Annotated in this window: 21 protein-coding genes; 10 read left to right on the top strand and 11 right to left on the bottom strand. The window is 42.6% G+C overall.

Features of this window, described 5'->3' with window-relative positions; all coding sequences use genetic code 11:
- Nucleotides 1-52: 52 nt before the first annotated feature.
- The 3 genes from ACLI1A_RS04685 (at nt 53) to ACLI1A_RS04695 (ending at nt 4523) form a co-directional block, all read left to right on the top strand.
- Nucleotides 53-1327 carry an acetyl-CoA C-acetyltransferase gene (locus tag ACLI1A_RS04685; RefSeq protein ID WP_411406609.1) on the top strand — a complete coding sequence of 425 codons (1275 nt, stop codon included), beginning with the start codon at nt 53-55 and terminating at the stop codon, nt 1325-1327.
- A gap of 161 nt (nt 1328-1488) precedes the next feature.
- Nucleotides 1489-3684, top strand: a complete 2196-nt coding sequence (locus ACLI1A_RS04690) for a bifunctional alpha,alpha-trehalose-phosphate synthase (UDP-forming)/trehalose-phosphatase (protein WP_411406611.1) — start codon at nt 1489-1491, stop codon at nt 3682-3684.
- 23 nt (nt 3685-3707) lie between these two features.
- The gene (locus tag ACLI1A_RS04695) at nt 3708-4523 is read left to right on the top strand and encodes an alpha/beta hydrolase (RefSeq protein ID WP_411406613.1); all 816 of its coding nucleotides are present in this window, start codon (nt 3708-3710) and stop codon (nt 4521-4523) included.
- Nucleotides 4524-4599: 76 nt separating this feature from the next.
- Here the strand turns inward: ACLI1A_RS04695 and ACLI1A_RS04700 are convergent, their stop codons facing one another.
- From ACLI1A_RS04700 to ACLI1A_RS04715, 4 genes are all read right to left on the bottom strand, one after another.
- Entirely contained in the window at nt 4600-6450 is a 1851-nt protein-coding gene (locus tag ACLI1A_RS04700; protein WP_411406615.1) for a DNA topoisomerase IV subunit B, read from the bottom strand.
- Between the two features lie 103 nt (nt 6451-6553).
- Entirely contained in the window at nt 6554-7513 is a 960-nt protein-coding gene (locus ACLI1A_RS04705) for a transglutaminase domain-containing protein (protein WP_411406617.1), read from the bottom strand.
- A 124-nt stretch (nt 7514-7637) separates the two neighbouring features.
- Nucleotides 7638-8321: a TIGR02117 family protein gene (locus ACLI1A_RS04710; RefSeq protein WP_411406620.1), complete on the bottom strand. Its 684-nt coding sequence runs from the start codon at nt 8319-8321 to the stop codon at nt 7638-7640.
- Nucleotides 8314-8844: an NADPH-dependent FMN reductase gene (locus ACLI1A_RS04715; protein WP_411406622.1), complete on the bottom strand. Its 531-nt coding sequence runs from the start codon at nt 8842-8844 to the stop codon at nt 8314-8316. Before ACLI1A_RS04715 ends, ACLI1A_RS04710 begins: the two co-directional genes overlap by 8 nt.
- A 220-nt stretch (nt 8845-9064) precedes the next feature.
- Between ACLI1A_RS04715 and ACLI1A_RS04720 the strand changes: the two genes are divergently transcribed.
- Nucleotides 9065-10696, top strand: coding sequence for a tetratricopeptide repeat protein (locus ACLI1A_RS04720; protein WP_411406624.1), 1632 nt, complete (start codon nt 9065-9067; stop codon nt 10694-10696).
- A gap of 296 nt (nt 10697-10992) precedes the next feature.
- Entirely contained in the window at nt 10993-12921 is a 1929-nt protein-coding gene (locus ACLI1A_RS04725) for an SPFH domain-containing protein (protein ID WP_411406626.1), read from the top strand.
- A 75-nt stretch (nt 12922-12996) separates the two neighbouring features.
- On the opposite strand, the gene ACLI1A_RS04730 is transcribed toward ACLI1A_RS04725, so the two are convergent.
- Nucleotides 12997-14193 carry an NAD(P)/FAD-dependent oxidoreductase gene (locus tag ACLI1A_RS04730; RefSeq protein ID WP_411406629.1) on the bottom strand — a complete coding sequence of 399 codons (1197 nt, stop codon included), beginning with the start codon at nt 14191-14193 and terminating at the stop codon, nt 12997-12999.
- A 133-nt stretch (nt 14194-14326) separates the two neighbouring features.
- Here ACLI1A_RS04730 and ACLI1A_RS04735 point away from each other — a divergent pair, with 133 nt between their 5' ends.
- The 4 genes from ACLI1A_RS04735 to ACLI1A_RS04750 are packed head-to-tail and all read left to right on the top strand — an operon-like array spanning nt 14327 to nt 16835.
- Complete coding sequence (locus ACLI1A_RS04735; protein ID WP_411406631.1) at nt 14327-15532, top strand: LETM1-related biofilm-associated protein; 1206 nt, start codon at nt 14327-14329, stop codon at nt 15530-15532.
- Nucleotides 15533-15570: 38 nt separating this feature from the next.
- Nucleotides 15571-15795, top strand: coding sequence for a hypothetical protein (locus ACLI1A_RS04740; protein ID WP_411406633.1), 225 nt, complete (start codon nt 15571-15573; stop codon nt 15793-15795).
- A 20-nt stretch (nt 15796-15815) separates the two neighbouring features.
- The gene (locus ACLI1A_RS04745) at nt 15816-16307 is read left to right on the top strand and encodes a DUF4199 domain-containing protein (protein ID WP_411406635.1); all 492 of its coding nucleotides are present in this window, start codon (nt 15816-15818) and stop codon (nt 16305-16307) included.
- A 27-nt stretch (nt 16308-16334) separates the two neighbouring features.
- On the top strand, nt 16335-16835 hold the full coding sequence (locus tag ACLI1A_RS04750) for a hypothetical protein (RefSeq protein ID WP_411406637.1): 501 nt from the start codon (nt 16335-16337) through the stop codon (nt 16833-16835).
- 317 nt (nt 16836-17152) lie between these two features.
- Here the strand turns inward: ACLI1A_RS04750 and ACLI1A_RS04755 are convergent, their stop codons facing one another.
- Both ACLI1A_RS04755 and ACLI1A_RS04760 read right to left on the bottom strand, forming a co-directional pair.
- Nucleotides 17153-17443: a hypothetical protein gene (locus ACLI1A_RS04755; protein ID WP_411406639.1), complete on the bottom strand. Its 291-nt coding sequence runs from the start codon at nt 17441-17443 to the stop codon at nt 17153-17155.
- Nucleotides 17444-17489: 46 nt separating this feature from the next.
- Nucleotides 17490-17984 (bottom strand): Dps family protein, encoded by a 495-nt coding sequence (locus tag ACLI1A_RS04760; protein ID WP_411406641.1) that lies wholly within the window; start codon nt 17982-17984, stop codon nt 17490-17492.
- Between the two features lie 118 nt (nt 17985-18102).
- Here ACLI1A_RS04760 and ACLI1A_RS04765 point away from each other — a divergent pair, with 118 nt between their 5' ends.
- Nucleotides 18103-19050: a LysR substrate-binding domain-containing protein gene (locus tag ACLI1A_RS04765; RefSeq protein ID WP_411406643.1), complete on the top strand. Its 948-nt coding sequence runs from the start codon at nt 18103-18105 to the stop codon at nt 19048-19050.
- Between the two features lie 129 nt (nt 19051-19179).
- Here ACLI1A_RS04765 and ACLI1A_RS04770 read toward each other — a convergent pair whose 3' ends face one another.
- The 4 genes from ACLI1A_RS04770 to ACLI1A_RS04785 all read right to left on the bottom strand — a co-directional run bounded on the left by ACLI1A_RS04770 (nt 19180) and on the right by ACLI1A_RS04785 (nt 21877).
- Nucleotides 19180-19692, bottom strand: a complete 513-nt coding sequence (locus ACLI1A_RS04770) for a hypothetical protein (protein ID WP_411406645.1) — start codon at nt 19690-19692, stop codon at nt 19180-19182.
- 1 nt (nt 19693) lies between these two features.
- Nucleotides 19694-19954 (bottom strand): hypothetical protein, encoded by a 261-nt coding sequence (locus ACLI1A_RS04775; protein ID WP_411406647.1) that lies wholly within the window; start codon nt 19952-19954, stop codon nt 19694-19696.
- 109 nt (nt 19955-20063) lie between these two features.
- Nucleotides 20064-20846: an ABC transporter ATP-binding protein gene (locus tag ACLI1A_RS04780; protein WP_411406649.1), complete on the bottom strand. Its 783-nt coding sequence runs from the start codon at nt 20844-20846 to the stop codon at nt 20064-20066.
- Nucleotides 20843-21877, bottom strand: a complete 1035-nt coding sequence (locus ACLI1A_RS04785) for an iron chelate uptake ABC transporter family permease subunit (RefSeq protein ID WP_411406651.1) — start codon at nt 21875-21877, stop codon at nt 20843-20845. The genes ACLI1A_RS04780 and ACLI1A_RS04785 overlap by 4 nt, the downstream gene beginning before the upstream one ends.
- Nucleotides 21878-21879: the final 2 nt, after the last annotated feature.

Below are 21879 nucleotides of genomic sequence, written 5' to 3' on the forward strand. Positions count from 1 at the left end.
CAGCAAACAATCATTATTTTTTGTAATTTTAATATATAAATCAAAACCTCTCATGTTAGCAGCACAACCCCGCAGGGTAGCCATAATAGGTTACAACCGTATTCCGTTTGCACGGCAGTTTACTAACTATGCACAGGCATCTAACCAGGACATGATGGTAGCAGCCATGAACGGGCTAATTACCAAATGCAACCTTGCAGGCAAACAACTGGGGGAAGTAGCCGGTGGTGCGGTTATAAAACACAGCTGGGAAATAAACCTAATGCGCGAATGTGTGCTGCATACATCGCTAAACCCAAAAACCCCTGCATGCGACATACAGCAGGCCTGCAATACCGGGCTTGAAGCAACAATGTATATTGCTAATAAAATTGCCCTGGGGCAAATAGACTGCGGTATAGCCGGTGGTGTAGATTCTACCAGTAATGTACCATTGGTATTAAACGAACATATTCGGAAACTCCTGTTAACCGCACGCCGGGAAAAAACCACTTGGGGCAAGCTGAAGGCTTTGGGCAAAATTAAACTGGGCGATCTATCACCAGTGGCACCACAAAACCTGGAACCCGGCACCGGGTTATCTATGGGAGGGCATACCGAATACACGGCTAAATACTTCAACATATCGCGTGAAGCGCAGGATGCTTTTGCGCTGGGCAGCCACCAAAAAATGGCGGCAGCTACAGACAGGGGATTCTTTAAGGATATGGTTTCGCCATACCTTGGGCTTACTGAAGATAATAACATGCGCCGCGATACCAGCCTGGAGAAACTTGCACGGCTAAAACCGGCATTTGATAAAATAAACGGAACACTTACAGCGGGCAATTCCTCTCCCCTAACCGATGGCGCGTCGTGCCTGTTACTGGCAAGCGAAGAATGGGCTGCACAAAACAACCTTCCCGTTTTAGCATACATTACCCACGCCGAAATAGCCGCCATAGAATACATAGAACAGAAGCACAACCTATTGTTGGCTCCCGTATATGCTGCCCCAAAGATGCTTCAAAAAGCCGGACTTACTCTTCAGGATTTTGATTTCTATGAAATACACGAAGCATTTGCAGCTCAGGTTTTGGCACTGCTTAAAATTTGGGAGAGCGACGAACTGTCTGCCCAATTTGGTGTACCTGCATTGGGTAGTATAGACCTCAGTAAGCTGAATGTAAACGGCAGCAGCCTTGCTACCGGGCATCCGTTTGCAGCTACCGGCGGGCGCGTAATTGCCACTCTTGCAAAGCTACTGAACGAAAAAGGAAATGGGTGTGGATTGATTTCAGTGTGTGCCGCAGGCGGGCAGGGAATGACCATGATACTCGAAAAATAACTACCGGTTATAATATGGCAATAATTTTCTTTAAATATTCGGGATATGACAAAAGGGGCTTAAATTAATGTTAATGACCTCTTTATAAAGTGCCCCTACCTTTTGTGTTTTGTAATTTTATGAAAACCGTCAGGTTTAGGCCGCCGGCAAATAAAATTATCATGAAAATTATTACTGTATCGTATCGATTACCCCTTTCCATTAAAAAACAAAATCAAAAAACCACCATTAAACAAACTTCGGGCGGACTTGCCACTGCTGTGCTCTCCTACTCTGAGAAAAGCAGTAAAGACCTGACCTGGGTAGGCATAGCCGATTTTGAAAAAACCGTATGGGAAGCAAACCGCGACAGTTTTCCGAAAAACTTTGAAATCGAACCGATATTCCTGGATAAAAGACTGAATAAAAACTTCTACAATGTATTTAGCAACTCCATACTATGGGCTTTATTTCACTATTTCCCTTCATTTATGGAATACCACCCCGAAGCCTTTGAAGCTTATAAAACCGCAAATGAAATTGTAGCCGAAAAAATCAGTACAATCTATGAACCCGGAGATATTATATGGATACATGATTACCATTTTATGGGATTACCAAAGCTAATCCGCGAACTGCACCCCAATGCTATTATAAGTTTCTTCCTGCACATCCCTTTCCCTAATTTTGAAATTTTCCGCATATTACCCAATCAGGTAAAACGCTACCTGCTTGAAGGTATACTGGGCGCTAACCTGGCCGGATTCCATACCTGGGATAACGCTAATCATTTTACTGAGTGTGTAGAAAAACTGCTGGGCTATAACCAAAACGGTTTCATCTTTTCTCAGGAAAGCCATCGTACAAAGGTGGGGTCTTACCCCATAAGCATTGACTTTGATAAATTCAACGATGCTTACGATAAGCCTGAAGTAGTAAAACTACGGGAGGAAATTACTTCATTGTACCCCGACAAAAAAATCATTTTTTCAGTAGACCGCCTTGACTATTCAAAAGGGATAAACAACCGACTCAACGCTTTTGAAGCCTTCCTGAACAAATACCCCGAATGGAAAGAGAAAGTGGTTTTCCTGCTTGTAATTGTACCATCAAGAGAGGAAATAGGCAAGTACGGCGAACGTAAGCGAATGATAGAGCATAATGTAGGACGCATAAACGGAGCACTGGGTAACTATAAGTGGAGCCCTGTAGTATACCAATATCAATCTGTAGACTTTGAAAGGCTTATAGCCTTGTACAATAGTGCCGATGTAGCCTTAATATCGCCCGTGCGCGACGGTATGAACCTGGTTGCAAAAGAGTATGTGGCATCGCGCAAGGACAAGCACGGAGTATTGCTGCTAAGCGTTATGGCAGGAGCTATTAAAGAGCTACAGGATTCTATAACCATAAACCCGTTTGATACCGATCATACTGCCGAAAGGATTCGGCAGGCACTTACCATGCCCCTGCAAGAACAGGAACGCCGTATGGGGCGCATGCAGCAGTACCTGCGCAAGCACGACGTATTTTTATGGGCAAGCCGCTTTCTGGCGGATACCGAAGAAATGTATGCTAACGATAACAGGGCTGTAGTACTTAGCGGTAACACACTTGAAGAAATATTGTTGAAATTTCAAACAGCTAAAAACAGGTTGTTCCTACTGGACTTTGACGGCACTCTTGTAAAACTGCAACCAAAACCGGAAATGGCAGTACCTGACGATAGGGTAAAAACACTGCTAAAAACACTCTCATCAGACCCTGCAAACGAAGTGTGGGCAGTTAGTGGCCGCGACCGTAACTTTCTGGAAAAGCACCTGGGCGATACCGGTACCGGACTGGTTGCCGAACATGGCGGCTGGATAAAACGTGAAAGTTGGGAACCGGTTATACAGGGCACTAACAACTGGAAAAAGCGTGTCATTAATATTATGGAGGAATTTACAGACCGTAACGCCGAGAGCTTTATTGAAGAAAAAGAGTTCGGGGTGGCATGGCACTACCGCAATGTAGATGAAAAACTGGGTTTTCTTACCTCACGCGAGCTGCTTACGCTGCTTAAAAACCACATGTATAACGAACCCGTACAAATAATAGACGGTAATAAAGTTATAGAGGTAAAACATTACTTAGCCCATAAAGGCACCACCTGCCGAAACAGTATACTTACCGGAAACCATGATTTTGTAATTGCATTTGGCGATGACCGTACCGATGAAGATATGTTTGAACAGCTTACCGGAGCCAATGAATTTTCGGTTAAAGTAGGCCCTGGGAATACTAGTGCACAATACCGCATAAAAGATGTAGACACTGTATTAAGTATACTGGAAAAACTCGAAAATGTAGGTTCGGGAAGAAAAGCGTATCTTTAAGCTTTCCAAAACATTTTAAAATCATGAGAAACATTTTTTCAGTACTGCTGTTGTTTGTCTGCTCGCTTGCTATCGCACAAAAAACAGAATACGACACTAAAACAAACATTCGTTACTACCCCGAAGCCAGTTACAAAAACGACGCTTACGCAGCCGAACGCTGCGTGCTGGATGTCTACTACCCTAAAGATACAAAGGACTTTGCTACCATACTATGGTTTCACGGCGGTGGGCTTACCGGAGGTAGTAAGGAAATACCACAAGCATTAAAAGATAAAGGCTATGCCATTATAGGTGTGGGTTACCGCCTAAGCCCTAAGGTTAAGGTAAAACAATGTATAGAAGATGCCGCGGCCGCCATAGCATGGACATTTAATAATATAGAAAAATATGGTGGTGATGCTTCTAAGATATTCCTTTCGGGGCACTCGGCGGGTGGTTACCTCGATTTAATGGTGGGGCTCGATAAAAAGTGGCTCGCCAAATACAATATCGATGCTAACAACATTGCAGGACTAATCCCTTTCAGCCCGCAGTGTATTACACACTTTACTGCACGAAAGGAAATGGGCATACCCGAAAAACAACCGGTTATTGATGAATGGGCGCCACTATACTATGTAAGGGGTGATGCTCCTCCCCTGTTACTAATTACAGGCGACAGAGAACTTGAACTCTTAGGCCGCTACGATGAAAACGCTTATATGGCGCGTATGATGAAGCTAAACGGGCATACACAAACCAAACATTACGAACTGGATGGCTATGGCCACATGATGACCGATCCGGCTTATCCGCTACTTTTAAATGAAGTAAAAAGGGTATTAGAAAAAAAATAATTATTAGTCACAGTTTTCAGTCGCAGTTTACAGTTAACAAACTACCCACTGCGACTGAAAACTGCACACTAAACTATTATTCTGCCATATCAATTTCCACCTTAAGGTTATTGATGATGAACTCCTGCCTGTCCGGGGTGTTTTTCCCCATATAAAACTCCAGCAGGTTTTGTATAGAAGTGGCATTATCCATAAGCACAGGATCAAGCCTTATGTCCTGCCCTATAAAGTGCTTAAACTCATCCGGCGATATTTCGCCCAAACCTTTAAATCGGGTGATTTCAGGTTTTCCTTTTAGCTTTTCTATGGCTGCGCGGCGTTCTTCGTCGCTGTAGCAGTAAATTGTTTCCTTTTTATTACGTACACGGAACAATGGTGTTTGTAATATGTACAAATGGTTTTCCTTGATAAGCTCAGGAAAAAACTGCAGGAAGAACGTAATTAACAGCAGGCGTATGTGCATACCGTCTACATCGGCATCGGTGGCTATAACAATATTGTTATAACGCAGGTTTTCCATTTCCTCCTCTATATCCAGTGCTGCCTGAAGCAGGTTGAACTCCTCATTCTCGTACACAATCTTCTTACTCATGCCATACGAGTTCAGCGGCTTACCACGAAGGCTGAAAACCGCCTGGGTATTCACATCGCGAGATTTTGTAATAGACCCGGAAGCCGAGTCTCCCTCGGTAATAAAAAGGGTACTTTCAAGGCTACGCGGGTTCTTTGCATCGGTAAGGTGCACACGGCAGTCACGCAGCTTTTTATTATGCAGGCTGGCTTTTTTAGCCCTGTCGCGCGCCAGTTTACGGATACCACTAAGTTCTTTACGTTCGCGTTCGGCCTGAAGTATTTTTTTCAGTAATGCATCGGCTACCTCAGGGTTGCGGTGCAAAAAGTTATCGAGCTTGTTTTTAATAAAGTCATTTACAAACGTACGCACACTCGGCTGATCGGGTCCCATATCGGTAGAGCCCAGTTTGGTTTTGGTCTGAGACTCAAACACCGGTTCTTCCACCTTAACGCTTATGGCACTTACAATAGACTTTCGAATATCTGAAGCCTCGAAGTTTTTGTTGTAAAACTCCTTTATGGTGCGTACAATAGCCTCACGGAATGCCCCAAGGTGAGTACCACCCTGTGTGGTGTTTTGTCCGTTTACAAACGAATAGTATTCCTCGCTGTACTGGGTTTTACTGTGCGTCATGGCTATTTCAATATCATCATCCTTAAGGTGAATGATATCGTAAATACGATCTTCCTCCTGAATGTTTTCAGCAAGCAGGTCTTTAAGGCCGTTATCGCTGTATAGTTTTTCGCCGTTGTACATTATTGTCAGCCCGGTGTTCAGGTAACAATAGTTCTTCAGCATTTTTATAATATACTCGTTACGGTACTTGTAGTTTTTAAAAATAGTATCGTCGGCTACAAACTGTACTTTGGTACCACGACGACGGGTAGTTTCTGCAAGCGGTTCTTCGCTGGTTAGCTCCCCTGCCGAAAACTCCGCAACCTTAAGCTGGTTATCGCGAACTGATTCTACCCTGAAAAAATTGGAAAGCGCATTCACCGCCTTGGTACCTACCCCGTTTAATCCTACTGATTTTTTAAAGGCTTTAGAGTCGTACTTACCACCGGTGTTCATTTTACTCACCACATCTACCACTTTACCCAATGGAATACCGCGGCCGTAATCACGTATGGTTACAGTCTTGTCGCGTACGGTAACCTCAATGGTTTTACCGGTACCCATTACAAATTCGTCTATGGAGTTATCAATAACCTCTTTCAGAAGGATGTATATACCATCATCGGGCGATGAACCGTCGCCCAGTTTCCCGATGTACATACCGGGACGCATGCGGATGTGTTCTTTCCAGTCGAGTGATCGTATATTATCTTCCGTGTACTGATTTTGTTCTGACATAGGGGTAAAAGCGTATTTTGTGCTAATATAAATTATCTGCACAAAAAAAGAAAGCCGGATGCCCGAAAACTTTACGATTTCATTCGCATCCGGCTATTATTTTCTAACGCTGTACCGTATAAGCCGCTACCGACATTTTATTTACAAAAATGGTAAGCGTACCTTTTGTGGCAGCATCTACCTGAACATTAAACTCGGCAACACCGTTTACTATATTCGGGGTCACTTTTTTAGAGTACATACCCGATGTAAACTGGTACGCCACCTCATCGGTAGATTCTATGCCTTTTATTTTAAACGGCACCTGCCCTGCCCCCTTCTGTATTTTAAGCACCCCGAAGTTTGGGGCAATAAGGTCGTACCCCAAATCATAGTACAGCGGCTGTTCAGCAAAATCCTGTTCGTTTTTATTGGTAAGCAGCCACTTCTTATCATCGGGGAAGTGGTTACGAAAAAACACATCGGGCTGGGTAAAGAAGTAATTATCGTCAAACAAAAAACCAAACTTACGGGTAGTTCCAATAATACCCCCCGAACCCCAGGTAACGTCAATCAGTTTCCATTGGCCGTTTATATTTACGGCATTCCAGGCGTGGTTGCTGGTTACCGGGCCTTTGCCAATGTCCTTGGGTAATATCTTGGCATTGCCGTGTATTACCTCTGTTTCTATACCCATTTTTTCGGCAAGAATTTTATACAACATGGCATAACCGTGGCACACCCCTGTTTTCTTTTGCAGGGTTTCACGGGCAAGGTTCATTTCTATTTCCGCAATCTTGGCCTGGCGTTCGGCCTCAGTACTGTAAGAATATTTTATAGGCGCACGCCCCAGCGCCCCCGGCGAGGTATCGTATTTGATGTTTAGTGCTATCCAGGTAAAAATAGCACGGGCGCGGTCTTCATCCGATCTAAAATCAGACTGTATGCGCGATGCAAGCCTGTCCAGGCTGTTGTAAGTTGTAGGGTATGTTTTTACTGTATTGTCTACTTTTACAAAATCCTGGGCATACGAACCCAGGGCAAGCATACCCAAAACAATAACAGCGTAAAGTTTAGTCCTCATCTTCATACACATAGAAAACCAAATACTTTGCCATTTATTGTTAAAGCCGAAAGTCAAAGGTCAAAGGTCAAAAGTCATAAAGTCCGTAGCATGCTTTATGACTTTTGACCTTTGACTTTATGACTCATTCATAATGATAAAAAATACCCTTATCATACGGCGTCCATAACGCAGCGCGCTGGTGCGCGGATTTCAGGGCACCGTTTGCCCAGGTGTTACAGGTGTAGAACAGGCTATAGCGACCGGTAGCTTCATAAAAAGCGTCGTTACGCCCGTAGCTATGTCCTTGTATCCATTGCAGGTTATCATCGGCACCGGGCTGAAAACTATCACTTATATATTGTACCAAATCAGCATAGTCCTCTTTGGTTACCATTATCTTTTTACACTCGGCATCCTCCTTCATGGTGCGGTAAAACGTAGTATGCATGGCCGATGTACTCAGGTAAAAGGCAGCCTTAAAAGCCGTACTTGCCTTCAGGTCGCTCCACTCGGGCGTGTACAGGTAAAAGCCCTTGTCACCCCACCCAAAGGCAGCATACTTAGCCAAAGTGTCATTAGCCTGGGTATGGGCAAATTTCAGGTCGGTTGTCCAGTCCTTTATTTCGTTTTTAATGGGTACAACAATATCGGTATGTACGCCGTTTGTGCGGATGTAAATTGCAATATCTCCGCCCTCAGTTGGGTGGCGGTTAACCGGAATTCGATATAATATAAATACCGAAAGCAGGTATAGTACCACGAAGGCAACTATAGCTAAAGCAAAACGTAAAGTAAAGCGGAGCAATCTCCTGATTGATTTATTCATAGTTGAAATGGTTTATAATATCTTTTAACGCAATATCGTGTTCAATATTGGATATTTTTCCAGCTTGAGTATCAAAATTTTCATTGAAAGACGGCAGCGAAAAAGTAGCCTTAATATTGCCCCCATACCACTTAAGGCTAATCTGTGCGGCCTCAAGGGCATTTTTACCGCCCATTTTCCCCGGAGAGGTAGACATAAGTAGCATGGGCTTATTATCAAACACCAGCTTTTTTTGGCGCGAAGCCCAGTCGTAAATGTTTTTAAACGCCGCTGTAAGCCCGGCATTGTGTTCGGCTACAGAGAGTACCAGCATATCGGCCTGCTCTATTTTTTCGTAAAAAGCTTTGGCGGCAGGAGGTTGCCCTATAAGCTTTTCTTTAACTACACTAAAAAGCGGCAATTCATAATCATTAAGGTCTATTACCTCAACTTCTGCATTAACAAATAATGATGCAGCATAAGTAGCCAGTTTTTTATTAATAGATGTAGAGCTGCTGCTTCCTGCAAAGGCGAGTAGTTTCATTTTTTTAAATTTTAATTTCAATTAAAGATAAGTAAGACTACACAGACTTGAAAATGCAAAATAATCATTAATGCTTTATTTTGAAGCGTAATTATATAAGTTTTTTATAACGTTTGAAATAAAAATCACAGTAAAAAGTTAAAATTTTAACACTCAAAACAATATGGTTATTACTACCATATGTTATATTTGAACGTTAAAAAATCCCAATTACACACTAATGCAAAACCAGATGAACAACCTTAGCGGCTATTTAAGCCTGATATTGCTGTATTTAACGGTGGGCGCATCTGCCGTTTTTGCGCAAACGCGAGAGCAATGTGATTCTATTGTAGATAAGGCAGTAGAATACACTTATAATAAGGAGTATGAAAAATCTCTGGAACTCCTGGAGCGTTCGCGTGCATTAGCTCAAAATCATCATTGGTACAAGCAGGAATACAATGCCGTGTTTAATATGGGGCTTACCTATTATTTTATGCTGGACTATGCTGAGGCAATGGACCTGTATCTGGAAAGCTATAACATAGCGGTAAAAGAGCTGGAGCCAAAAGACGAAATTTCGGCGCTGAATAATATTGCCAATGTATACATGCGCCAAAAACTGTACCCTAAAGCGCTGGAATATTATACAAAAGCTTTTGAAACAGCTAAGGAAAATAAAGTAGAAAAACGTATGGGCATACCGCTGATGAACATAGGTATGATATACAATAAACTTAATAAGCCTGTAAAAGCGCGCCCTTACTTGGTAGAGTCGTTGCAATACATGAAAAAGTATGACGACAGCATATCGGCACAGGTGCTTATAGCTGAAAATGATATGCTGCTGGGCAATACAGCAAAGGCACGCATGGCCAGCTTTACAATGCTGAAAAAATATCCGGAACTGTATAAGTACGACCTTAATACCTATTTGTGGCAGGTAATTGCCGAAAGCTATTTAAAAGACAAGGATTATACCAATGCAGAGGCGTACGCCCGTAAGGTTATAAAGGCCAGCAAGGACGAAGAGGTAAGCCGAGACAACTACGAAATCCTGGCAAAAGTTTATGCTGCCACCCACAGTTACGATAAAGCATTAGTTGCAAAAGACTCGGTTATTTCACTGAATACCAAGATAACTGAATTAACAAACGGCAGGCTATTTGAAAATAATCGTGTAAAATTTGAACTGCAAAATTACCGCAATGAAGTAGCAAATAAGGAAGAAAAAATAAGGGTAGAGCGCATAACCTTTATATCATCGCTTGTGGCACTTATTGCAGCAGTTATTATCCTGGTTCTGGTATTCAGGCACAAAAGCCTTAAGGCAGAACAGCTGCGTAACCAGGCTGCACTGAGCCTGGAAATGGAAAAAAACCTGAACCTGCAACTGGAAAAACAAATAACCGATGCCCTCCTGGAACAGGAGCACCTGAAAGACGCCGTAGAAGAACGCAGCCGTAAACTTTCGGCTAAGGCGCTTTACTTGTCTGACCGTAATGAGGTGATAGAAGAAATAGTGGAATACCTTTCTAAAAAGCCTCGCTATGCTGCGGACAGAACACTATCGGCCTACGTGCGTTCGCTTAAAGATAACCTGCGAACAGATAATGAGTACAGCAGCTTCTTTACCCACTTTGAAGAAGTGAACCACGGTTTTTTAACCCGCCTTAAAAAACAGTACCCTACCCTTAATGCTAATGACCTTCGGTTTGTGGCTTACCTTAAAATGAATCTTACTATTAAGGAGATTGCATCGATACTTAATATAACTATTGTGGCTTGTAAAAAGCGAAAAGAACGCCTTGCAACCAAGATGGAATTAACCAAGGAGATAGACCTTTTTGATCACATTTCAGTGCTTTAAACCCTCAACTCGACGTTTTTCTTACAAATCAAACAAAATTCTTACAGAATTTTACACTTTACTACAATCGATATAGTAGCAGAAAATGTTAAAATTGCCCTAAAACAGGGTATTTTTGAAAAAACCAACTATGTCTGACATTTTAAAAAATTATTTAACCTGATGTCAATTTAAGGCCTTAAAAAGGCTATTTTAAGGCACCCTGAAAGCCCCAAAACACCGTTTAGTTAAAATTACGATTTTGCTATTCCTGCATATTCCGGCCTTCTACATTTGTCATATAAATCTTTATAAAAATGGCAACAGTATTAAGCAACTATTGGTGGATTATGCTAATAGTTTTATGTGTGGTGGGGTACAAGTTTGTACTTCGCGTTTTCTTTGGTATGGTAATAGTGCCCGAAGACAGGATAGGCCTTGTTACCAAAAAATTTGTGCTTTTTGGCGAACACACGTCACTACCCGACGGACGTATTGTGGCCACTAAAGGCGAGGCGGGTTTTCAGGCGCAAACGCTTGCTCCCGGACTGTACTGGATGAAATGGATATGGCAGTACAGTATAGACATGACACCGTTTACCATTATCCCAGAAGGTAAAATAGGCCTTGTGCTGAGTAAAGACGGTAAAGAGATACCTACCGGTAGAATCCTTGCCCGCAGGGTAGACAGCGACAACTTTCAGGATGCTGTAGCATTCCTAGATAACGGCGGACAAAAAGGTAGGCAAACGGCCTTTATTACCACAGGTTCTTACAGGATAAACACCTACCTGTTTGACGTGGTAATAGCCGAACAGCTCAAGATATTTGAGAATATGGTGGGCGTTGTAACCGCGCTTGATGGTGATCCTATTCCGCTGGGACAAATAGCAGGTAAGTATGTAGACGGACACAACAACTTCCAGGACTTTGACAAGTTTCTTGAAAACGGCGGTAACCGTGGTCTTCAGCCGCAGGTAATGCTTGCAGGTTCGTACTACCTTAACACCTGGGGGGTACAGATAGAGCAAACCCCAATGACCGATGTGCCTATTGGCTCTGTAGGTGTGGTTATCTCTTATATAGGTGAAGACGGTGAAGACCTTACCGGAGAAAGCTTTAAGCACGGTAACATTGTAAAAAAAGGACAACGCGGTGTATGGCTGGAGCCTCTGGGACCCGGTAAGTACGCGCTAAACAAATACAGCACCAAGCTGGAACTGGTACCTACCACTAACCTGGTACTAAACTGGGCCAATGCACGCTGTGAGTCGCATAACCTGGATAAAAACCTGAGTACCATAACCGTGCGTAGTAAAGATGGTTTCCCTTTTAACCTGGATGTGGCACAGATTATACACATTCCGGCAAATGAAGCCCCTAAGGTAATAGCCCGTTTCGGTAGTATGAACAACCTTGTATCGCAGGTACTGGAGCCTACCATAGGTAACTACTTCCGTAACTCGGCACAGGATAGTGATGTGATTTCGTTCCTTACTACCCGTAAAGAAAGACAACAATCGGCCAAGAACCATATTAAAGATGTGCTTGACGAATATAACGTAAACGCTGTGGATACCCTGATAGGTGACATTGTACCTCCGGAGTCGCTAATGAAAACCCTAACCGACCGAAAAATAGCCGAGGAAGAACAAAAAACCTATCAAACCCAGCGTATGGCACAAGAGCAGCGCCAGGGTGTGGAAAAAGAAACTGCTATTGCCGATATGCAGAAGGAAATAGTACGTGCTGCACAAAGCGTGGAAATTGCACAGCGCACCGCCGATGCTACCGTGAAAAAAGCTGAAGGTGATGCTACCAGCCTTAAACTAAGCGTAAATGCGGAAGCGGAAGCTACTAAAATGCGTGCAAGCGCAGAAGCAGAAGCTACAAAAGCACGCGCCGGTGCACAGGCAGAAGCTACCAAGCTTAATGCCAGTGCCGAAGCAGAGCGTATTTCTAAAACCGGCTTAGCTGAAGCTGAAAAAATTATGGCAATAGGTAAATCAACCGCCGAATCGTATGAGCTACAGGTATCGGCTATGGGTGGAGATAACTTTACACGATTTAAGATTACTGAGGAGATAGCCAAAGGCAACATCAAAATTATCCCTGATGTACTGATAGGCGGTAACGGTGCCAGCGATGGCCCCATAAGCGGCCTCCTTGGACTTAAACTAATGGAAATGATGGAACTTAACAAACCAAACACCAATTCTGATTCGGATACAAAAACTACTTTGTAAACGAGGAAGCTGCCGAAAGGCAGCTTTTTCTGTTTAATTATGTAAGTATTGCTATAAAAAAAATTGTGCAATAACCTACCTGTCAAAACTGAACAAATGGGCATCCTTGTTTTCCTTGCCCAGTATCATATCCCGAATAATTACAGCACCAATCTGGCTAAATGTAATACCATTGCCACCAAAACCCAGCGAGAAATACCCGTTGGGTTTTCCTTTATATTCGCCTATGTACGGCAATCCATCCTTAGTGGAACCAAATGTACCCGTCCAGCTAAACTCCGGTTTAAAATCCAGCTCCGGAAACAGCTTATCTACATCTCCTTTCAGTTGCTCCGTTTTCTTTTTGATTAGCTTATCACGCTTCCAGTCGGCATGGAAATCCTCATCTCTACCCCCTACCAGCACACGGTTGTCGGCTGTGGTACGCAGATACAGGTAAGGGTCGGCTGTGTTCCAAATCAAAACTTCATCCTTCCAAAAGTTGCGTTCGTTATACTGCTCGCTTACCACCGCATAAGTGCTCAGCAGTTTTACTATATCCTTTTGAATAAAATTCACCACCTCATACCCTACCGCATATACCAGTTTCTTAGCCTTAAGCGTATATCCGTTTTCTGTAGTAAGGGTTACGCCTTTTGTGGTATGCTTAATGTCGGTTACCGGGCTGCGATCGTAAATAGTACCTTCTTCATATTTATGGCGCAGCAGGCAGTGCGCCAACATATAGGCATTGGTTTGCGCTGCAAGCTCAGATAATATCCCCCCATAAGAATCAAAACCGTACTGTTCTTTAATAGCATCGGGGTCGAGCCAGGTAACGGCAAAGTTGGCCGCCTTACGGGCTTCGTATTCCTTTTTAAGCCAGGCTACATCCTTTTTATAGGCTGCGTAGTACAGGCTCTGTTTCCGTTCGAAATACTTAATTCCCACATCGTAGGTTATGCGCTCAAGCTCCAGTATGGCATCGCCACACAGGCGGTAAGCGCGTTCTGCCTTTTCTTTACCTATCATTTCGGTAAGGCGGTATAGTGGCACGTCTATTTCATATTGCAGCAACGATGTACTGGCACTGGTACTGCCCAGACCAATGGTACGGGCATCAACGGTAACACAAGGTATTCCTGCCTCTACAAGATAGTATCGGGCAAGCGCCCCAGATATACCGGCGCCAAGTATTACCACTTCAGTTTCTATATCATGATCCAATTTAGGGTAGGTAAACGGCAGGCCATCGCGTACCAGCCATAAAGGATATCCTGCTTTAAGACTCATAGCATGTTTTTTACTTAAAGTTAGTATGCTTTTGCAGAACAGAATTAACAGGAAATAAATTATATGATATATTTAACTGTTGTTTTAGCCCGTACATTTTTCATAGATTTGTACAGCAATAGCAACAGGCATCATGATAAACCCAAGCGCCAGCGGCTGGATAGACAAGTTTTTCGGAACGCTTTCGGGGCGCCTGCCCCAGTATGAAAACTCGCACGCCTTTTACAGGGCGATACGCGACACCGGCTTTATATACGGGCATGTGGCTAAGTTTAAAAACCTTGATGCAAAAGAAACCGGTAACTGGACCGTAGAGGAAGTGACCAAAGTAGCCTTACTGAACGGCTTGTATGATGCCTACCGGCTAATAACAAAAACTCAGGATACAACAGGATTTATAGCCCGTGCCACAGCTTTTTATACCGAAATGCATCCGGAGAGTTTTGTATTGCTAAAAAAAGTACTGCCATCGTCTCCGCCAAGCTACCAACTGGAAAACCTGCTTGACGAGCGTATAAAAACCAACGATAATATTATAAGCCGCAACTTTAGCCATATACTTACCAATGCGCTACTGTTTATGGATGTACTGGCGTTCAGGCAGTTTCTTATTGTAGGGGAACTTCCGCAGAAATACCTTAAAAAGCTTGAGGAAACGGTAGTTACCATAGTAAACCTGGCGCTAAACAGCAAGCAGGACAAAACCCAGTATGACGACCTGCTTATAAAACTGTTTGAATCATCAGTGCGGTATACCAAGCTGTCGCATATTAGCGTAGAAAGCCTTGACGAAGCCGGTTTTGATTACTTTGAATCCAAGTCCGAGAAAAACTACCTGCTCGATGTAGCAGCCATGGCAATATGGAGTGATGGACAGGCACAACAAAGTGAAATTGACTTTTTGCACAGCCTGAACCAAAAGTTGGGATTGCGCGAGGAAGCCGCAAGGGAAAGCTTGGATTCATACAATGCCTTTATTAAACATAATAAAAAGCACATACCGTTTTTTAATTACAGTAACCCTGTAAAGCATTTTTACGACCATGCGTCGCAAAGCGTGATTAACCTTATCATTCGCAATAAAAACCGCCTTATAAAAGAACTGGGCAATAACGGCGAGCTAATGCTGCTGCTTACCCACTCTACCCACCGCAGCCTTAACGATAAGGAAAAGAAAAAGGTAAAAAAACAGCTGTTGGAAATATGCAAAACAGTACCATCCCTTACCATTTTCCTGTTGCCTGGTGGTAGCCTGCTGTTACCGCTGCTTATTAAATTTATTCCGCAGTTACTGCCCAGCGCCCTAAACGAAAACCTGGAAGAGGAAGACACACTTTAAGCAATATTGCTTATTTTTGGGTATAAATTTATATTGCCTTGAAAAAATCTAAGTACGCCAAGTTTATCCTGATACTACTGATAGCCTTTATGGTTTCGGTACTATTCCGTATTACAGGAAATAGTTTTAACGTGTATGAAAACGCTGTTGTGGGTGCCATTTTCGAAATCCTGTGGCTGCCTATGCTGGTTATCACTTTTGGCTCACCTATAGCCATACTGGTACTTTTTATACTGTACATAAGGCAAAAATCTTCTGTTTAATTTATTACTGAATACCACACATGAAAAAACTGGGCACCGAATTTAAATGGGCTGTGGCTTTTACCCTCATGGGGATGATATGGGTAGGCGGAGAAAAACTTGTAGGCCTGCACGATGTACATATAGAAAAACACCCCATATATACTAATCTTATTGCTTTTCCGGCCATAGCCTTGTACATATTTTCTATAAATGAAATAAGGCGCAGGTTTTATGGCGGGCGCATTACCTACAAGCAGGCAGTAAGCTCGGGGCTTATTATTACCGGTTTCATTACCCTTTTAAGTCCGTTAGCCCAGTACATAACCATGACGTATATAACACCCGATTTCTTTAAAAATGCTATTCACTACGGCGTATCGCATAACCTTACCACACAGGCCGACGCCGAGGCTTATTTTAACCTGAAAAGCTATATCCTACAGGGATTAGCGGGTAGTGCCATACTGGGAGTTATAACCACATTAATAGTTTCTGTTTTTGCCAGCCGGAAAAATAAGCCGGTTGCTTAATGCGTTATTAAAAGAAAACCGGCTGTCATGAAAAAAATGCTTTTCCTTATCATAGCTCTGAATACATTGTTTTGTTTTGCACAAAACGATAAGCCCGACCGCGAGGAATTCACACTGGAGCTACCGGTAGACAAAGTGCATTTTTATACACTGGATGTGGCTAAGTCGCCTTATTTTGTGCAACCTACATTGCTGCAAATATACCCGGGAGAAAAGCTGAACGTGGAGGCCGAAATGAAAGATGGCAACATAGCCTCTATGAAAGTGGTGAAGGATAACCTGCATCCGGAAAGGACCATAACCATGAGTTTTGAGTATGAAAAACAAGAGGATGGCGGTACCTATATGATGCTTGTAGTAAACAATCCTTTTGATAAACCGCTGCACTACGAAGCCCTGATGTATACACCTAAAAGTAATGCATGGGCCACAACGAGCATACTGGATGTAATGCCAAAAATAGCAGGCGAAGAAACCTGGCCCCACCCTATCGTTTCGCTCACCTTATTTAACTGGAAACTGAAATAATTATGAGGCTGCTGTAAAATAGCAGACCCCCGCCATTACTGGTCAGGGGCCCGCACACACATCACCTTAAAAACTCTTATTAATGCATTAACCTCCGGCTTTAAGCCGCAATATAATTGTGAGGTTAACGTATGCAAAGGTACAAATCCTTTTCGGTTTCATCCCGAAACATCTTTCCTCTTACCTTTATACTACGCTTTATAGCATAGCTATAGTATCTCAAAAAATGGATAAGCCCGTATACTATACAGGTAGAGTCAACAATAAATTGTTTTAGGAAAACTAATTATACTCCTGTAAAAGGAAATGTTAGCTGATTAGCAACATTTTTCGGGAGGGAGCAAAAAAATATCTCCAGAAACATTTTCATGTTTTTGGAGATTATGGGCGTTTATAGGTAAAGACCTTGTAACAACAGGTACAATTGCAGGCTCATAAATATAAGCTACTCCAATTTTTACCTCTTTTATTTCTTTTTGAAGTTCTTCTTCGTCCAGGCCGTAAACAACAGATGTTTTTGTATCATCGTCCTGTAGCAGGCTTACTATAGTGGGAGCCGCCAAAAAAACGAGGAAAAAAAGTACAATTATGTTTATCAACACCTTCATAGGTGCGAAAATAGCACTTTTTTGATAAAAACCTAATAAATCAAAATCAAATTTCCTCTTCGCTCCAGGCTTTCATCATCCACACTGTTTTTTCCTGTTCCTTGATAAAATCGCTCATCATACTGTTAGTACCTTCGTCTTCTATTTTTGCAGATTCTTCCAGTATTACACGCTCTATTTTAAGCAGGTTAGCCAGCGATTCTATTATAAGCGCTACCGCTTCGGTATCTTTGCTAATGTTTTTACCTACCTTCAGTTTGTTATTGGCTATATAATCCTCAAATGTATGTAAAGGTGTTCCGCCCAGTGTTAATACCCTTTCAGCAATCATATCTATTTTAAGTTGGGCATCGTTATACAGTTCTTCAAATTTTACGTGAAGCTGAAAGAAACGTTTGCCGCGTATGTTCCAGTGTATACCGCGAAGATTTTGGTAATATACCTGAAAGTTTGCCAGCAGTATATTAAGCTCTGCTGCAATCACTTCTGCTTCTTTTACGGGTAAACCAAGTACGTTAAAGGCTTGTTCTTTTGTTTTCATGGCTATATATGCTAATTAGTTTGTAAGTTTTTACAGATATAAAGTTAGAGTAAATTTAAGCATTAAAACTATAGGTATTATCAATGGTTTTTATAATTTTATCATAAAAATCTATAACATGACAATTACACAACTTCAGTATGTACTTGCTGTAGCCGAACATAAGAACTTTACCTCAGCCGCCGAAAAATGCTTTGTAACCCAGCCCACGCTGAGTATGCAGATACAAAAACTTGAGGAAGAACTGGATGTACAGATATTTGACCGCAGCAAAAAACCTATCCAACTTACTGATGTGGGCGAAAAAATAGTACAGCAGGCCAAGAACATTGTAAACGAGTCTACACGCATTAAAGACATTGTAGACCAGCAAAAAGGTTTTATAGGAGGTGATTTTAAGTTGGGAATCATCCCTACAGTAACACCTACCCTGCTGCCTATGTTTATGGCAAACTTTATAAAAAAGTACCCAAAAGTAAACCTGATTGTAGAGGAACGCCCTACAGAAGAAATAATCCGTATGCTGAAGAACGGACAGCTTGACGCTGCCATAGCCGCAACACCTCTTAATGAAGATACCATAAAAGAAGTAGTATTGTACTACGAGCCCTTTGTGGCCTACGTACCAGAAAATAACCCGGCGTACCAGAAAAAAGAGTTCGATATAGAAGACCTGGAAATGAACCTGAACAACATACTGCTGTTGCAGGACGGCCATTGTTTCCGGAATAATGTACTGAACATTTGCAAGGCGGCAAACCTGCCACAAAACCACCATTTTTCTATAGAATGCGGAAGCTTTGAAACCATGGTAAAACTTGCCGATGAAGGCCTGGGCATGACACTGCTGCCGTACCTGCACACGCTGGAAATGCCAGAAAAAGCAGCTCAGAAACTACGCCATTTTAAAGACCCGCAACCATCGCGTGAGGTAAGCCTTATTTACAACAAAAAAGAATTGAAAGTTCAGATAATAGATGCCTTACGCTCTACCATTACAGGTGTGGTACGTGGTGCCATAGCATTCCAGAATGTACAGATTGTAAGCCCTACCCATAAAAAATAATTGATAGGGCTATAAATACACAAAGGGCGCAACCTCATCGGTTGCGCCCTTTGTGTATATGGAGTAAAATTTGCTTTTCAGGTAGTTCTATTACCCTTTCAATGGCACTAAGTATTACAAAATTTTGCCTTAGCGATAATTTACCAAAAAATTATAATAGTTGCCCGCTATTCTGTTTACGGTTAGCTCAAGCGATTCCTTAAGTCCGTCATAACCGTCTTTCATATTACCTTCGCTGGTAAAATAATCGGGTATATGGTACTTCAGCAAGCGGCCTTCCTCGCTGTATATTTCGGGTACAGATACGGCAAGATTAAATGACTCGTTCCTGAATTCTACCTTCATCAACATTTTTATATTTTGGTAAAATGCTTCGCCGCGCTCACGGTAATAAAACGCGTGCTGCTTGTAAACCGTAATGATAAGACTGTTATCAGTAATATTGCTTACTTCCACTACCTCACTACTGCGACGGTGTTCAGACACCCATGATTTAGTAAGCGCTATAAGCTTTTTAGTATTAGCAGGCGGAAGGGTTACAGTAACCGGGTCAAACCCATTAGGTTTCAATTCAAGCTGTGGCACCTGCGCAGATAGCAGCACCGAAAACAATAAACAAATACCTAAAAACAATACCTTCATATTATACATTTTTTAATGCTTTTTCAAACTCTTCCTGTATGCGCCCATGCGATACCAGAAAAGGTTTTTTACTTATGGTAACAGTAATATCGTTCCCGTTTATTACATACGATCCTTCAAAGTCACCCACAGGGGTGCTACCTTCAAAACTGCCTTTTTGTTCGTTACCGTCCAGTTTACCTTTATTCCCTACAGCACTACGTATTTTACTGATAAGCTGTGATTTGTCTCCCGGATACTTTACTGTGAATTGATTTCCCATAACATTTAGGTTTTTATTTAACCTAAAATTACACCAATAAAGCACATATACGTGTTTAAAGACTGTTAAGACCTGGTTTAAAATTGTATTAAATCGTAATCCGAGTTAACTACTTAAAAATAAACCTACCCGATTGTTTATCAAAAACAATACCCGGCGTATCAAAAATATTATTTAGGGCATCTTTTTCCTGAAGCTCCTGTAGCGTACCCTGCACCAGACTGCCTTTTTTCATGATAATGATTTCATTGCTAAGCTGTAGTGCCAAATCTAAATCGTGGGTAGAATACAGTATACACTTCCCCTCCTCTTCTGCCAGCTTACGAAGCAATTTAAGCAATGCTACTTTATGTGGCAAATCAAGGTGGGTAGTAGGTTCATCGAGCACTATAACATTAGTATCCTGTGCCAATGCACGGGCTATAAGCACATTTTGAAGTTGGCCATCACTAAGTTCATGTATCTTTTTATGCGCAAGATTAAACGTATCGGTAAGTTGTAGTGCATTATCCACCTTTGCCCTGTCTGATGACGAAAGCGCCCCCATCCAGTTGGTGTACGGCTGCCTGCCCAGTGATACAAGTTCGTATACCGACAGGTTACCTTGTGGCAGGGTATCGGTAAGGACTAATGCAAGGCTTTGTGCAAGCATGTTAGCAGTGTAGCCTGTAATATCTCTCCCCGCCAGCAAAACCGATCCCTGCAATGATGACTGTAAACCGCACAGCGTACGCAAAAGGGTGCTTTTGCCAATACCATTGGCACCAATAAGCGTGTATAGTATGCCTTTATTCAGGCTAAGATTAAGGCCACCGGCAATTATAGCATTGGTTTTACCGTGGTAACCAATACTCAGGTTTTCGGCTTCAAGAACGCTTATGTTTGTATTCATCTAAAAGCCCCCTTTCTGTTTTGGAGCAACAATCCCACCACTACAGGCGCTCCTATTATTGATGTTATTCCGTTTATGGGTAATACTAAATCAGTACCGGGAAGTTGGGTAAAAATATCGCACAACAGCATAAGCAGGGCTCCGGTAAGCATCGTAGCAAAGAAAAGTACCCTATGGTTACCCGCCCGGAATATTAACCTTGCTATGTGTGGCACTATTAACCCCACAAACGATATGGGCCCTGTAAAGGCCGTAACGCAACCCGTAAGCAGGCTTGTGGCCAGTATAATAAGCAATCGCGAACGGTTAATGTTTATCCCCATACTTACAGCATAACGCTCACCCAGCATTAAAGCATCAAGTGGTTTTATACAGGCAATACCCATACCTATGCCTACAATGGTAAGTACCGCAAGCAGCAGTACCGAATTCCACGGCAGGTTACCCAGGCTGCCCAGCGACCAAAACGTATATTTCTGTAATTTTTCGGCCTGGCTGAAATAACTGAGTACCCCAACTATAGCCCCTGTAAAACTACCAAACATAATACCGGTAATGAGTATGGCCATGGTATCGCGCAGGCGTTGTGATACAGCCAAAACCAATAGTAATACGCCAAAGGTACCTGCCACCGAAGCCAGCACCAGCCCATAGCCCGAAAGGAAATAAGAGGATATCGTAAGCGGCAGCAACCCTGAACCTAATATTACCAATGCCACCCCAAGGCTGGCACCGCTGCTAAGCCCCAATACATCGGGCCCGGCAAGCGGGTTGCGAAAAAGCGTTTGCATGAGCAGGCCACTAACCGATAATGCCATACCGGCAATTACGGCCACTATGGCTTTAGGCAGGCGGTATTCGGTAATGATATAATCCCATGAAGGGCGCGATGCCAGCTGCCCATAAAAAGGTTTCAGCACTTCGCCGAGTGGAATGTGTACACTGCCCAAACTTACGTTGGCTACAAAAAGCAGTAACAAACACAAGCTCATTATAAGGAACAGCATATTACTGCGGCGTTGATAAGGCATAG

The sequence above is a fragment of the Flavobacterium sp. RHBU_3 genome (genome assembly GCF_046613565.1).
GTDB lineage: Bacteria > Bacteroidota > Bacteroidia > Flavobacteriales > Flavobacteriaceae > Flavobacterium.

Excerpts from the sequence above, each read along its gene's own strand:
- ACLI1A_RS04685 (WP_411406609.1), top strand. The coding sequence starts at position 53 with ATGTTAGCAGCACAACCCCGCAGGGTAGCCATAATAGGTTACAACCGT.
- ACLI1A_RS04690 (WP_411406611.1), top strand. The coding sequence starts at position 1,489 with ATGAAAATTATTACTGTATCGTATCGATTACCCCTTTCCATTAAAAAA.
- ACLI1A_RS04695 (WP_411406613.1), top strand. The coding sequence starts at position 3,708 with ATGAGAAACATTTTTTCAGTACTGCTGTTGTTTGTCTGCTCGCTTGCT.
- ACLI1A_RS04700 (WP_411406615.1), bottom strand. The coding sequence starts at position 6,450 with ATGTCAGAACAAAATCAGTACACGGAAGATAATATACGATCACTCGAC.
- ACLI1A_RS04705 (WP_411406617.1), bottom strand. The coding sequence starts at position 7,513 with ATGAGGACTAAACTTTACGCTGTTATTGTTTTGGGTATGCTTGCCCTG.
- ACLI1A_RS04710 (WP_411406620.1), bottom strand. The coding sequence starts at position 8,321 with ATGAATAAATCAATCAGGAGATTGCTCCGCTTTACTTTACGTTTTGCT.
- ACLI1A_RS04715 (WP_411406622.1), bottom strand. The coding sequence starts at position 8,844 with ATGAAACTACTCGCCTTTGCAGGAAGCAGCAGCTCTACATCTATTAAT.
- ACLI1A_RS04720 (WP_411406624.1), top strand. The coding sequence starts at position 9,065 with ATGCAAAACCAGATGAACAACCTTAGCGGCTATTTAAGCCTGATATTG.
- ACLI1A_RS04725 (WP_411406626.1), top strand. The coding sequence starts at position 10,993 with ATGGCAACAGTATTAAGCAACTATTGGTGGATTATGCTAATAGTTTTA.
- ACLI1A_RS04730 (WP_411406629.1), bottom strand. The coding sequence starts at position 14,193 with ATGAGTCTTAAAGCAGGATATCCTTTATGGCTGGTACGCGATGGCCTG.
- ACLI1A_RS04735 (WP_411406631.1), top strand. The coding sequence starts at position 14,327 with ATGATAAACCCAAGCGCCAGCGGCTGGATAGACAAGTTTTTCGGAACG.
- ACLI1A_RS04745 (WP_411406635.1), top strand. The coding sequence starts at position 15,816 with ATGAAAAAACTGGGCACCGAATTTAAATGGGCTGTGGCTTTTACCCTC.
- ACLI1A_RS04750 (WP_411406637.1), top strand. The coding sequence starts at position 16,335 with ATGAAAAAAATGCTTTTCCTTATCATAGCTCTGAATACATTGTTTTGT.
- ACLI1A_RS04755 (WP_411406639.1), bottom strand. The coding sequence starts at position 17,443 with ATGAAGGTGTTGATAAACATAATTGTACTTTTTTTCCTCGTTTTTTTG.
- ACLI1A_RS04760 (WP_411406641.1), bottom strand. The coding sequence starts at position 17,984 with ATGAAAACAAAAGAACAAGCCTTTAACGTACTTGGTTTACCCGTAAAA.
- ACLI1A_RS04765 (WP_411406643.1), top strand. The coding sequence starts at position 18,103 with ATGACAATTACACAACTTCAGTATGTACTTGCTGTAGCCGAACATAAG.
- ACLI1A_RS04770 (WP_411406645.1), bottom strand. The coding sequence starts at position 19,692 with ATGAAGGTATTGTTTTTAGGTATTTGTTTATTGTTTTCGGTGCTGCTA.
- ACLI1A_RS04775 (WP_411406647.1), bottom strand. The coding sequence starts at position 19,954 with ATGGGAAATCAATTCACAGTAAAGTATCCGGGAGACAAATCACAGCTT.
- ACLI1A_RS04780 (WP_411406649.1), bottom strand. The coding sequence starts at position 20,846 with ATGAATACAAACATAAGCGTTCTTGAAGCCGAAAACCTGAGTATTGGT.
- ACLI1A_RS04785 (WP_411406651.1), bottom strand. The coding sequence starts at position 21,877 with ATGCCTTATCAACGCCGCAGTAATATGCTGTTCCTTATAATGAGCTTG.